Origin of the sequence: Methylobacterium sp. J-030 (genome assembly GCF_022829545.1) — a bacterium.
Taxonomy (GTDB): Bacteria; Pseudomonadota; Alphaproteobacteria; order Rhizobiales; family Beijerinckiaceae; genus Methylobacterium.
On the sequence record NZ_JAKSYM010000363.1, the window covers coordinates 36,182 to 48,176 of the forward strand.

Here is an 11,995-nt window from a genome sequence, read left to right on the forward strand (position 1 = left end):
CGCCGTGGGAGGTACTAGCGCCTTGTCGTATTGTACCGGTTTTGATACACACGCCACATCGAACCATGAAGCCCGTCACGTTCCTCGGTGACAGCCGGAAGGTGCTGCAGAGCTTTCCGGAAACGGTCCGCTACAGAGCCGGTGTAGAACTCCGCGCCGTTCAGACGGGCCTCGACCCCGACGATTGGAAGCCGATGTCGTCAGTCGGTCAGGGCGTCAGTGAAATCAGAATCCGGGACCGCAGCGGTGCGTTCCGGATCCTCTATCTGGCGACGTTACCAGACTGCGTTCTGGTGCTTCATGCGTTCCAGAAAAAGACTCAGCAGACCACGCAGCACGATATCGATTTGGCGACGAAGCGTCTCAGGGATTGGAACGCCGGGCTATGAACACAGAGACCTTTGACAGTGTTTTCGAAGCTTTGATCGATACGCCCATTGAGGCTGCCAACATGACGGCGCGTGCCGACCTGTTGCTGGCCATCCGGGAACGAATCCGCACCTGGGACCTGCCGCAGGAGAAGGCAGCGGCGCGGCTCGGCCTAACGCGTCCCCGTCTCAACGACCTGATGCGTGGCAAAGTCGACAAGTTCTCCCTGGATGCGTTGGTCAATATCGCCAGCGCGACAGGCCTTGCACTTCGCATTCAGGTCGTTGAGGCGGCCTGAACCGTTACGGCGCCGCCAAACCCGGATCCTGCCCGCTGGCCTCGAGGCCGCGGCGCACGAGCCCCTCGCGCTTTGCCCACGCAACGAATTCCGCGAGGTAGGCCGCCCCCGCCGGGCGCCCGACCGGCAGGCCCATCGCCTGCGGAATCTCCATGAAGTGCCCCGGCAGCAGCCGCACCGCCGGATGCGCCGCCGCGTAGGCGGCGAGCGGCTGCTCCACCCCGGCCGCCACCTCCAGCCCGTCCCGCGCGAAGGCCGTCACCGCCTCGGCCGAGGTCGGCGCCCGCACCAGGGTCGCGTGTTTCAGGCTCCGGCTCAGGAACAGGTCGTAGGCGCTGCCGCGCCCGACCGAGACCCGCACGCCGTCGCGGTCGACCTCTTCCAGGGTGTGGATCGGTGAATCCGCCGGCACGAGGTAGCTGCCGGCGATCAGCACGTAGGGCGCCGTGAAGGCGATGCCCTCGGCCCGCTTCGGGTCGATCGCCAGGAAGCAGATGTCCCAGGTGCCGGACCCCGCCGAGCCCGAGACCGCGCCCGCCCCCGGGAAGGTCACGAACGCCACCGTCACGCCGAGCCGCGCGGCGAGCGCCCGGGCGAGATCCACCGAGACCCCCGCCGGGCCGTCCGGTCCGGCCTGCGCCAGCACCGGATTGCCGAGGTTGATCGCCGCCCGGAGGGTGCCGGTGGGGGCGAGATCGTGTAGGACGGCGGGGGCAGGCGTCATGGACACGGGCGGCATGGGCTTCGTCTCCGCGTGGGCGAGGGCCGGAAGGAGAAGCCAGGAGAGCGCCGCGCCGATCCGCATCAGGCGCGCTCGACCCGACCGGCCGGCACCACCGCCCCCTTGGCGCCGCGTCGGCGCCGTCGGGCCAGCATGTTGAGGCCCTCCACGCCCGCCGAGAACGCCATGGCGGTGTAGATGTAGCCCTTCGGCACATGCGCCCCGAACCCCTCGGCGATCAGCACCATGCCGATCATGATCAGGAAGCCGAGCGCCAGCATCACCACGGTGGGGTTGCGGGCGATGAAGGCCGAGAGCGGCTCAGCGGCGATCAGCATCACCGCGACCGCGATGATCACCGCCACCATCATCACCGGCACGTGCTCGGTCATGCCCACCGCCGTGATGATCGAGTCGATGGAGAAGACGAGGTCGAGGAGCAGGATCTGACCGATCGCCGCGCCGAAGCCCAGGCTGCCGCCGGACTCCTTGGTCTCCGGATCGGGATCCACGCTGTGGTGGATCTCCTTGGTGGCCTTCCACAGCAGGAACAGGCCGCCGCCGATCAGGATCAGGTCGCGCCAGGAGAAATCCTGGCCGAGCACCGAGAAGACCGGCTCGGTCAGGTGAACGATGAACGCCACCGTGCCCAGCAGCCCGAGCCGCAGGATCAGCGCCAGCCCGATGCCGATCCGCCGGGCCCGGGTCTGCTGATCCGCCGGTAGCTTGTTGGTCAGGATCGAGATGAAGATCAGGTTGTCGACGCCGAGCACCACCTCCATCACCACGAGGGTCGCGAGGGCGGCCCAGACGGCGGGCTGGCCGGCGAGCTGGATCAGGTCGGTCACGGGCGGGGCGCCTCGCTGGTCGGGAACAGGCGGCTGCCGAGAGTCGTGAGGTCGAACGGGTTCGGGCCGCGCACCGGTTCGGGGGCGAAGACCCGCAGGATCTTCGGAAAGACCTTGAAGTGCGCGGGCGTGCGCGTGGTCAATTCGCCGTCGGTGTTCACCGGGCGGGGCCGGCGTGTCGCGATCCGGATCTCCTGCGCGTGGAAGGCGCGCACGTCGGCGGCCCGGCCGTGCGTGCCCCGCCGGAGCGCCGGCAGCAGCGCGATCAGCCGCCACCAATGGTCGATCTCCAGGCTGTAGAAATCGAGCTTGCCGTCATCCACCGCGGCGCTCTCCGCCACCGTCATGCCACCGCCGTAGTGCCGGCCGTTGCCGACCGAGACCTGGATGGTGGTGATCGTCTCGACCGTGCCGTCGCGCTCGATCGTCACCGTGAACGGCCGGACCCGGCGCAGCACCCGGATCGCCGCCACCGCGTAGCCCAGCACGCCGAAGGTCTTCTTCGATTCCGCCGTCAGCGCGCCCGCGAGTTCCGCCGAGAAGCCGATGCTCGCCACGTTGAAATAGTAGTGGCCGTTGACCCAGCCGAGATCCACCGGCCGCGCCTGCGCGGTCGGGATGAAGCGGGCCGCCTCCAGGGGATCGAGCGGCAGGTTGAGGGAGCGGGCGAGGTCGTTGGCGGTGCCCAGCGGCAGGATGGCGAATGGCAGGCCGGCCTCCACCAGGGCGGGGGCAGCGACGTTCATGGTGCCGTCGCCGCCGCCGAGGATCACCAGATCGACCGATCCGGCTTGGCTGCGGATCGCGTCGCGGCAATCGGCGTCCGGCGGCGGCTCCACCGGCTCGATCCCACCCGCGCGCAGGATCCGGCGGATCTCGTCGAGGTCGAGGCCGCCGTTGCGGGCCTTGGCGTTGCAGACCAGCAGGGCCCGGCGCGGCGCGTCGCTCATCGGGGGCTCCCGGATCCGGGATACCGGCGGGTCAGCCGGTGAAAGGTATGGAGCGAGGATCCGGCGCCATTCCGTCGCGCCAAACGAGCACGGACCCGGTTCCCGGGTGCATGCAGCGCCAGGGGAATGCGACCCGGGACCAGGCGCACCACGTCGCGGGGCGTCCGTCCGGTCAATCCGTGCCGCCGACGCGGCGCTCTTCGTGCCGGATCCCGGACCGGGTTCCACTGACGCTCCACCCGTCCGGAAAAGGGATGCGCGCGGCTGACCACCCTGGAAGGGCGGGTCGGGCGGGCCTGGATGTCGGGTTGGGCCACGGGATCCTCGGTGCGCGGTGGGGTGGAACCTGGGAACAACCGCAGCCGAGAGCGACCTCGACCGTGACTGTCCCCGACTTGGTACCCAAACGCACGAACGCAACCCCATCATCCCCGCAATCCAGGGCTGGTCGCCGCCGTACGATCAGGCAAGATGTCATCCGCGCCCGAGCCCCTCGTGGAACTCGCCACCCAAGCGGGCGCGTTCATCTTGATGTCCGCCCCGGCCGCCAGGAAGGCACCGATGTCCGCCACCCGCCCCGTCCGAGTCCAGGCCCGCACCCAAACGCTCGCCTTCGGCCTGCTCCTGCCGCTCGCCCTCGCGGGCACCGCCGCGGCCCAGCAGCCGGGCGCGGCGTCCGGGAGCGGCTGGGTCGACCCGCCGCCGCGCGCGGCCGCACCCGCCGCAGGGGCCGCGAAGGAACCGATGACGGAGTCGATGAGGGCCGCAAGCCCCCGGAGCCCGGAGGCGGCCGCTGCGAAGGCCCAGCCCGAGACTCTGCGCGAGGTCGCCCCGGTCCGCGAGGCCGCCAGGCCGGAACCGGCCGAGGACGCCCTGCCGAAGGCCGCGGCGACGCGGGGGCCTGGCCCGAAGCGGGCGGCCGCCCTGGAGCGTCCGCCGGTCCGGGAGAGCCTGCGCCGCCGGGAACACCCCGAAGCGCGCCACGAAGCCCATCGCCCGTACCGCCTCGCCGAGACGCCGGCCGCGCTCGCCCCGGCGCCGGGCCTGTCGGCCGAGCGCGCCGCCGCCGCCCGGGCGCTGACGGCGAGCTACCTCGCCACCGTCTCGGGCTCCGACGACACCATGGTGGGCGCCGCGACCCGGTTCTACGCGACCCGCGTGCGCTTCTACGGCCGGCCGGTCACCACGGCGGCGCTCGTCGCCGAGAAGCGCAGCTTCGTCCAGCGCTGGCCCGAGCGGCGCTACGAGCCGCGGGCGATGCGCGCCGCCTGCGACGCCGAGACCTGCACGATCCGCACGCTGGTCGATTTCCGCACCGCCAATCCCGGGCGCGGCGCCGTCTCCAGCGGCGAGGCCGAGCTGGTCCTGGAGGTGGGCTTTGCCGGCACGCGGCCTTACATCCTGGGCGAGACCGGCCGCGTCCTGCGGCGGAGCATCCAGGCCGGGACCCTGGCCGCCTCGCCCGGCAAGGCGTAAGGAGCCTGTCGCCGCGTGCGGCGGATGGCCGAGGGGACGAATCCCGGCGATCGAACGTTTGGTGAGGCGCTCCCGCGCGGGCTCCGGCAGCTGGGTTCCGGGCCGCGCCTCGGTGGTGCCGGGATCGGGTGAATGACGGCTTCGACTCTGGTGGGGCAACAGGAGGGGGAACCGGTCCGTCCGCCCCGCGACGATCCCGGCCGCGACGCCTTGCGCGCGGCGATCCGGGACGCGGTCGCCCGTGCCCGCCCCCGCCCGGTGGCGGTGCGGACCCTCGAACTCCTGGCCGAGGCCGCCTGCGTGCCCGACGAGGCCGGAACCGGCATCCGGGTTCTCGACCGGCAGGGCGCCGTGCGCCATCGGGACGAGTCCGACGCGCCGATGACCCTGGCGGATCTCATGGCGGAGCTGCGCGCGCGCCACCCTGCCCTGTTCCTGCCCCCCGAGCCGGAGATCGAACGGGCGGCGCACGCCGTCGAGGAGCCCCGGGATTCCGCACTGCGGACTGGCGCCTACGAGATGAAGGCCGCCACCGCGCGCTTCGTCGGCGCGCAATCCGAACGGGCCCGGTCCCTGGCCGAGCGCTCCTCCGAGCAGGGCCGCGTCCTGGCCCAGAACGCCGCCGGCCGGTTCGCGACCCTGCGGACGCGCCTGCGCGGCCGGCTCGCCCGCCCGGTCGAGACCGAGGCTGCGGAGACCCCGGGGTTGGATCCGGCGGCGGCCTGGAACAGCGGGCCCGGCCGCATCGGGGCGGGCCTCGGCCGTCTGCGCGACCGGCTCGCCGGCGGCGGGACCGTCGTGGACGAGGGGACCCACCGGCAGCACCGCCTGCTCCTGGGTGCGGCCGCCGGCACCCTGGTGGCGGTGATCGCCGCAGGGCTCGTCCTGAACGGCCGCGGGCCCGAATCCCCGCGCCGCGCGGCCCCGGCCGCGATCCGGACGGAGGCGCCGAGCCCCCCCACCCCGCCCGCCGCGTCCCAGACTCCACCCGCCGCCGCCCCCGATACGGTCACGCCGCCCCCCGAGACGGCCGGCGACGCCGAGCCCGACACGCCGCTGCCGCCGAACGCCGTGGCGGGGCCGGCCCAGGTGATCGACACCGCCACCCTCAAGGTCAGCGGCAAGGTGGTGCATCTGTTCGGCGTCGAATGGGTGCGGGGCGGGCAGGCGGATGAGCTGGCCCGCTACATCGGCAGCCGGCCGGTGACCTGCCAGCCCGCCCCCGGCAGCGCCACCATGAACTGCCTCGTGGATGGCCGCGACCTCTCCGAGGTGGTGCTGTTCAATGGGGGCGGCCGCGCCTCCCCTGAGGCGAGCCCCGAACTGGTCGCGGCCGAGGATCACGCCCGGAGCGAGCGGCTCGGCGTGTGGAAGCGCTAGGCGTGCCGACCGAGCATTTTGGCGATACCGCGGATGGCCGGCCGGTCGCCCGCCACGTCCTGAGCCGCGGCGGCCTGCGCGTCGCCGTCATCGCGTTCGGCGCCGCCGTGACGGCGATCGAGGTGCCCGACCGGTCCGGCCGCACGGCCAACGTCGTCCTCGGCCTCGACACCCTGGCGGGCTACGAGACCCTGAGCCCGAGCTTCGGCGCGATCGTTGGCCGCTACGCCAACCGCATCGCCGGCGGGCGCTTCAGCCTCGATGGGCACAGCTACCAATTGCCGGTGAACGAGGGCCCCAACACCCTGCACGGCGGCCCGCGGAATTTCGGCAAACGCCTGTGGCGGGCAGACGCCTCGGACGCGACGCGCCTCGTCCTGAGCCGCCGCTCGCCGGACGGGGAGGAGGGGTTTCCGGGCAATCTCGACGTCCGCGTCACCTACAGCCTGCCGGCGGACGGGGTGCTGCGGATCGACTATGCCGCCGTGACCGACCGGCCGACGATCCTGAACCTCACCAACCACAGCTACTTCAACCTCGCCGGGGAGGGGACGGGCAGCGTCCTGGGCCACCGCGTGCAGCTCGAAGCCGATGCCTTCGCGCCGACCGACGCGACCCAGATCCCGACCGGCGCGCTCCAGCCGGTCGCGGGCACGCCGTTCGACTTCCGCACCGCGCGGGCCCTGGAGGAGCGGATCCGCACCGGGGACCCGCAGCTCGCCTACGCCAAGGGCTACGACCACACCTTCGCGCTGCGCGGCCCCGCCGGGACGCTGCGGCCAGCCGCGACCTGCACCGATCCGAGCAGCGGGCGCCGGCTCGACGTCTGGACCACGCAGCCGGCGCTGCAGCTCTACAGCGGCAACAACCTCGACGGCACGCTGATCGGCCCGTCCGGGCGGATCTACCGGTCCGGCGATGGGGTCTGCTTCGAGACGCAAGGCTTCCCCGACGCCCCGAACCACCCGAATTTCCCCTCCGCGGTGCTGCGGCCGGGCGAGGCGTTTGCGGCCGCCACGGAGTTCCGGTTCTCGGTGGATTAGGGGCGTCCGCCAGTTTCAGCGCCCCGCGCGGCCGGTCAGCGCCCGGAACCCCGCCCAGCCCCAGTAGACCCGGTGATGGGCGATGCGTCCGCCCGCACGATCCATCACCTCGACGAGGTCGACCTGATCGCCGTGCGGCGCGCCGCGTGGATATTCCCAGGTGAGCCGCCGCCCGATGCTTCGATGCGCGTCGAACCATGCGTCCGGTTCCGGTGGCAGGATGGGCCGGTTCCGCGGGAGATCGCCGATGGGTCTGCACCCCAACATCGCCACCGCCGCCTTCCTGATCGCGGATCCGGCCCGGTCGGCCATGCTGATGGCCCTGCTCGACGGGCGGGCCCGCCCCGCGGGCGAGCTGGCCTACGCGGCCGGAGTGACCGCGCAGACGGCGAGCGCCCATCTCGGCAAGCTCCGCGACGGCGGGCTGCTGACGGTCGAGAGGCAAGGCCGCCACCGCTACGATCGGCTCGCCGGCCCCCACGTGGCCGAGGCCCTGGAGCATCTGGCGGCGATCCGTCCGCCGGGGGAGGTGCGCCGCAAGCCGCCGGGTCAGGAGGCCCGGAGCCTGCACTTCGCGCGCTGCTGCTACGATCACTTGGCCGGGCAACTGGGTGTCGCCGTCGCCGAGGCCCTGCAGGCGCGCGACCTCCTCCGTCCGGCGGAGGGCAGGCGCTACGACGTGACCCCGGCCGGGGTTGCGTGGTGCGCCGGCCTAGGGCTCGACGTGGCGGCGCTGCGGCCAAGCCGCCACGGTCTCGCCGGGGCCTGCCTCGACTGGACCGAGCGCGAGCACCACCTCGCCGGCCCGCTGGCGACCGCTTTGATGCGGGCGTTCTGCGCACAGGGCTGGCTGCGGCGCGCGGAGACGGGCCGCGCCGTGCAGGCCACGCCGAAGGGCTGGATCGCCCTCAGGACCGAACTCGGCCTCGATCCGGCCTCATGCGGCGGCGCACGCGCATTCCCGTGACACGGGGATCGCGGCGGCGGGTGCGGCCGGGTGGGGATGCCACGTCTCGCCGAGCGCGAGGAGCGCGGCCTTCACAACGTCGAGTTGCGAGGGCTCGCCCTCGGCCATGCCTTCCGCGGCCGCCACCTCCTTCAGGTGCTCGTCCCAGGCCCAGCGCCGCAGGATCTCCCGCTTGCAGCCGGGCAGCAGCCGGGAATGGTCGAGCACCTGCGCGGGCGTGGCGAACACCGCCGCGGGGTTGACCAGCGCCCGCTCCAGATCCGGAAGCGCGGGCGCCGGCCTGCGGTCTTCCGACGCGCGCCGGACCGGCGGGCGCGGGGGCCGCGGGCGCGGGCGCGGGCCGGGCTGCCAGGACGGGATCGTGGGCGCGACCGGCGTCGGCCCGGTGACGCCGGTCCCGGGCTCGGCGATGTAGGCCACGCCCTGGCGCTCGGCATAGGCGACCGAGCGCTCCCGGCGCCGGATCCGGGCCGCGCGGCCGGCGAGCCAGTCCGGCGGCACCGCCACGGGCGGGGTGTTGGGGCCGATTCCGATCGTCCGTTCCTCCATGGTGACCTCCCGACATGTGTGGGTCTCTCGACCGGGACCGGAGCCCCGTGGGGGCTCCGGTCCCGCCTCCGCCCGGGCGGCATCCGCCGGGACGCGACGTGTGGGCCTTCATCCTGCGCGTCAGGCTCCGAGGAGCCCGAGCCGCGCGGCCGCCTGGATGCCGAAACTCGCCGCGAAGGACAGCAGCGCGGCGTCCCAGACCGTCAGGGCCGGGGACGTGGCCGGTGGTACGCCCCGGGTGAGGGCGAAGCCGAGCCACGCGAAGCCCGACAGGCTGAGCAGCACGGCCGCAACCCAGGGCAGGGCCGCGGGCGGGCAGGGCGCCGCCAGGGCGAGGCACATCACGGTGGTCAGCAGCCAGCCGACCAGCATGGATTCGTGGGTCTCGGCCGCCGGGCCGCGGTGCCGCCGCCGGCGCCAGAGACCGCGATGGTGATCCTTCAGGTCGAACGTCGTCATGGAATGTCCTCCCGGTTCAGTTCAGGGCGGATCCGGGCGTATCGCGCTCGCGCGCCCAGCGCCGGGTGACGGCCGCCGGGACGGGCGACCGGCGCGGCGCCGGCTGCGGCGCGGATCCCGCGTCGAGCGCCTGCAGCGCCGCCAGGATCTCGTCGATGGGGACGGGCTCGGCCCGGCAGCCCGGCAGGCAGCGCAGGGTCGGGCTCGCCTCGACCGCCCGGGCGTCGGAGGCCCATGAGGCCAGGATTACCCGCTTCTCGGCCGTGGACAGGCCCGGATAGGTCGGCACCTCGCGGGGATGGCGGAAGACGTCGCCCGGCGCCACGAAGGCCTCGAACGGGTCGACCGCCGGTGCCCGGAGATTGGCCGCCGCCACCGGGCCGAGACGCTCGATGCCGCGCGCGATACCGGTCGCGACCGGGGCGGCCTGACGGGAAAGGGTGTCGATCGGCTGCATGAAACCCTCCTCTGGACTCCCCCGCGTGCGGGCGGAGGCTGGGGGCGGCCGGCACGCCCCAGGGTGCGCGCCGGCCGCCGCGTCCTGCGTTTGGCCTCGGAGCCTGTCTGATCCGCGATCCCGGGTTCCCGAAGGGCGAGCCCTTTGGCGGGTTCTTAGGGCGGGCCCTGAGATGGTCTCCAGGGCTCCACCCGTGACCGGCGAAAGGTCTCCACCTTTCGAAACCATGACGGGCTCGCAGACCGCTCCGGCGGCGCTCAGTGCTTGGCCGCGGAGGCGCCCTTGCCGCCGTTGATCGCGATGCGGCGCCAGCGATCCGGCGCCTCGGCCGAGCGCGGCAGCGTCACGGTGAGGACGCCGTTGCGGAAGCTCGCCTCGGCCCTGTCCTCCTGCACCGCGAAGGGCAGGGCGATCGACCGCTCGAACCGGCCGTAGCTGCGCTCGGAATAGCCGCGCTCCCTGTCGGCGGTCTCGGCGCGCGTCTCGCCCTTCAGGATCAGCACGCCGTCCGCGATCAGGAGCTCGACATCCGTCTCGTCGAGGCCGGGCAGCTCGGCGGAGACGCGCAGGGCGCCGTCCGCCTCCACCACCGCGACGTTCGGCCAGCCGAAGCTCCGGGCCGCCAGGCTGGTGCCCGTCAGGCTCGGCACGCCGAACCCGGTGAACACGTCGTCGACCAGGCGGTTCATCTCGCGGTGCAGCGTCGGGAACGGGCTCGCCGGCTCGTTCGACAGGCCGGCCGGGGCCGGGGTGCCGCCGCTGCGGTTCCAGGGACTCAGATCGCGCACGCTCATGGTCCGGTCTCCATCGCAAGACATGTCGTTGCGGGAGCGGGCCCCCGGGTCCGGGGACCCGCGCGGGAGTGTCGTCTCGGGATGCCCTGCGGCCCGGAGGCGCCCGGGCCGCAGGGCGCGGGATCAGGCGGCCTTGGCCTCGCGCTCGCGGCCGATCTGCGCCGGGGCGTTGTCCTGGCCGGACGACGCCGAGACGCCGCCGATGGCGATGCGGCGGGGCTTCAGGGCCTCCGGCACCTCCCGCTTCAGCGCGACGGTGAGCAGGCCGTTCTCCAGGTTCGCGCCCACCACCTTCACGTGCTCGGCGAGATTGAACGTCTGCCGGAAGGTGCGGGCCGCGATGCCGCGGTGGAGATAGTGCTTCTCGGCCTCCGGGGCCGCCTTCTGGCCGGTGACGAGCAGCGCGGTATCCTGCTGGGTCAGCGCGATCTCATCGGCCGTGAAGCCCGCCACCGCCATGGTGATGCGGTACTGGTCCTCGGCGACCTTCTCGATGTTGTAGGGCGGCCAAGCGGTGGACGGCTCGACGCGCTCAGCTTGGTTGAGCAGCTCGAACAGGCGGTCGAACCCGATGGACGACCGGAACAGGGGCGAAACGTCGTAAGTCCTCATACCCACATCCTCCAGAGAGCAACGTGACTACAAGCGACGCCGGACACCGGATCCGGCGCCCTCCCGCGAGCCCGTTTCCAGACCTCGCACGCGCGTAACGTGCGGGCGGCAGGCAGGTTCCGCGGGTAAACGAAAATTTTTTGGTGGGCTGGGCGAAAGGCGTTCGAAGGGGCGATCGGTCCCACGCGCATCTCCCTCCCCCCTCTGCGGGGGAGGGTGGCCCCCGAAGGGGGTCGGGTCGGGACGAAGTCCCGCGAGAGGGGAGCGACGGCGCAGGATGGAGCTGTGCCCGTCAGGCCGGTCGCGCCCTTTTCTGAACCCGGGTTCCCCTCTCCCGACCCCTGCTGACGCAGGGGCCACCCTCCCCCGCAAAGAGGGGAGGGAGGGCGCGTGCCGACTCTGGAAAGCTATACCCGGCGGCCGGGCTCAGCCGACCGCGTCCTCCACCAAAATCTCGCGCTTGCCGGCATGGTTGGCGGGCCCGACGATGCCTTCCACCTCCATCCGCTCCATCAGCGAGGCGGCGCGGTTGTAGCCGATCTGCAGGCGGCGCTGGATGTAGCTGGTCGAGGCCTTCTGGTCGCGCAGCACCACCTGGACGGCCTGCTCGTAGAGGTCGCCGCCAGCCTCGCCGAAGGACCCCTGGTCGAACACCGCGCCGTCGAGTTCGAGTTCCGCCGCGCCGGCCTTGCCCTTGGCGCCCTTCTCGGGAGCCCCGTCCTCGTCGTCCGCCGTGACGGCGTCGAGGTAGCTCGGCCGCCCCTGGCGCTTGAGGTGGGCGACCACGCTCTCGACCTCGCTGTCCGAGCAGAACGGCCCATGCACGCGCGTCGTGCGCCCGCCGCCGGCCATGAACAGCATGTCGCCCTGACCGAGCAGCTGCTCCGCGCCCATCTCGCCCAGGATCGTGCGCGAGTCGATCTTGCTGGTGACCTGGAAGCTGATCCGGGTCGGGAAGTTCGCCTTGATCGTGCCGGTGATCACGTCCACCGACGGACGCTGCGTCGCCATGATCAGGTGGATGCCCGCCGCCCGCGCCATCTGGGCCAGACGCTGGATCGCCCCCTCGATG

The 11,995-nt window shown here is 72.8% G+C and carries 16 protein-coding genes; 6 read left to right on the plus strand and 10 right to left on the minus strand.

What is annotated here, in order from left to right:
* Positions 1-65 precede the first annotated feature (65 nt).
* A complete protein-coding gene (locus MKK75_RS28680) occupies positions 66-389 on the plus strand; it encodes a type II toxin-antitoxin system RelE/ParE family toxin (protein WP_244045886.1) in 324 nt (107 codons plus the stop codon).
* On the plus strand, positions 386-667 hold the full coding sequence (locus MKK75_RS28685) for a helix-turn-helix domain-containing protein (RefSeq protein ID WP_244045887.1): 282 nt from the start codon (positions 386-388) through the stop codon (positions 665-667). The genes MKK75_RS28680 and MKK75_RS28685 overlap by 4 nt, the downstream gene beginning before the upstream one ends.
* Positions 668-671: 4 nt before the next feature.
* Here MKK75_RS28685 and MKK75_RS28690 read toward each other — a convergent pair whose 3' ends face one another.
* Genes MKK75_RS28690 through MKK75_RS28700 form a run of 3 tightly spaced genes read right to left on the minus strand, consistent with a single transcriptional unit; the run spans position 672 to position 3,186 of the window.
* Positions 672-1,472 carry an ABC transporter substrate-binding protein gene (locus MKK75_RS28690; RefSeq protein ID WP_244045888.1) on the minus strand — a complete coding sequence of 267 codons (801 nt, stop codon included), beginning with the start codon at positions 1,470-1,472 and terminating at the stop codon, positions 672-674.
* Positions 1,472-2,236, minus strand: a complete 765-nt coding sequence (locus MKK75_RS28695; protein ID WP_244045889.1) for a TerC family protein — start codon at positions 2,234-2,236, stop codon at positions 1,472-1,474. Before MKK75_RS28695 ends, MKK75_RS28690 begins: the two co-directional genes overlap by 1 nt.
* Positions 2,233-3,186 carry a lipid kinase gene (locus MKK75_RS28700; RefSeq protein WP_244045890.1) on the minus strand — a complete coding sequence of 318 codons (954 nt, stop codon included), beginning with the start codon at positions 3,184-3,186 and terminating at the stop codon, positions 2,233-2,235. Before MKK75_RS28700 ends, MKK75_RS28695 begins: the two co-directional genes overlap by 4 nt.
* A gap of 561 nt (positions 3,187-3,747) precedes the next feature.
* Here MKK75_RS28700 and MKK75_RS28705 point away from each other — a divergent pair.
* The 3 genes from MKK75_RS28705 to MKK75_RS28715 all read left to right on the plus strand — a co-directional run bounded on the left by MKK75_RS28705 (position 3,748) and on the right by MKK75_RS28715 (position 7,085).
* Complete coding sequence (locus MKK75_RS28705; protein WP_244045891.1) at positions 3,748-4,662, plus strand: hypothetical protein; 915 nt, start codon at positions 3,748-3,750, stop codon at positions 4,660-4,662.
* Between the two features lie 132 nt (positions 4,663-4,794).
* A complete protein-coding gene (locus MKK75_RS28710; protein ID WP_244045892.1) occupies positions 4,795-6,042 on the plus strand; it encodes a nuclease in 1,248 nt (415 codons plus the stop codon).
* A gap of 2 nt (positions 6,043-6,044) precedes the next feature.
* A complete protein-coding gene (locus MKK75_RS28715) occupies positions 6,045-7,085 on the plus strand; it encodes an aldose epimerase family protein (RefSeq protein ID WP_244045893.1) in 1,041 nt (346 codons plus the stop codon).
* 15 nt (positions 7,086-7,100) lie between these two features.
* On the opposite strand, the gene MKK75_RS28720 is transcribed toward MKK75_RS28715, so the two are convergent.
* Positions 7,101-7,352: a hypothetical protein gene (locus tag MKK75_RS28720; protein ID WP_244045894.1), complete on the minus strand. Its 252-nt coding sequence runs from the start codon at positions 7,350-7,352 to the stop codon at positions 7,101-7,103.
* Between MKK75_RS28720 and MKK75_RS28725 the strand changes: the two genes are divergently transcribed.
* Positions 7,333-8,052: an ArsR/SmtB family transcription factor gene (locus MKK75_RS28725; protein WP_244045895.1), complete on the plus strand. Its 720-nt coding sequence runs from the start codon at positions 7,333-7,335 to the stop codon at positions 8,050-8,052. The genes MKK75_RS28720 and MKK75_RS28725 overlap by 20 nt on opposite strands.
* Here MKK75_RS28725 and MKK75_RS28730 read toward each other — a convergent pair.
* The 6 genes from MKK75_RS28730 to MKK75_RS28755 all read right to left on the minus strand — a co-directional run.
* Positions 8,023-8,601, minus strand: coding sequence for a hypothetical protein (locus tag MKK75_RS28730; RefSeq protein ID WP_244045896.1), 579 nt, complete (start codon positions 8,599-8,601; stop codon positions 8,023-8,025). The two genes, MKK75_RS28725 and MKK75_RS28730, sit on opposite strands and share 30 nt — an antisense overlap.
* A gap of 120 nt (positions 8,602-8,721) precedes the next feature.
* Positions 8,722-9,060, minus strand: a complete 339-nt coding sequence (locus MKK75_RS28735) for a hypothetical protein (RefSeq protein ID WP_244045897.1) — start codon at positions 9,058-9,060, stop codon at positions 8,722-8,724.
* Between the two features lie 16 nt (positions 9,061-9,076).
* Positions 9,077-9,517, minus strand: a complete 441-nt coding sequence (locus MKK75_RS28740) for a hypothetical protein (protein ID WP_279594204.1) — start codon at positions 9,515-9,517, stop codon at positions 9,077-9,079.
* A 257-nt stretch (positions 9,518-9,774) separates the two neighbouring features.
* Entirely contained in the window at positions 9,775-10,311 is a 537-nt protein-coding gene (locus tag MKK75_RS28745; protein WP_244045898.1) for an Hsp20/alpha crystallin family protein, read from the minus strand.
* A 123-nt stretch (positions 10,312-10,434) separates the two neighbouring features.
* Positions 10,435-10,923, minus strand: coding sequence for an Hsp20 family protein (locus MKK75_RS28750; protein WP_244045899.1), 489 nt, complete (start codon positions 10,921-10,923; stop codon positions 10,435-10,437).
* Positions 10,924-11,349: 426 nt separating this feature from the next.
* Positions 11,350-11,995: DNA translocase FtsK (locus MKK75_RS28755; RefSeq protein ID WP_279594205.1), on the minus strand; the 646-nt coding region annotated here is incomplete at its 5' end.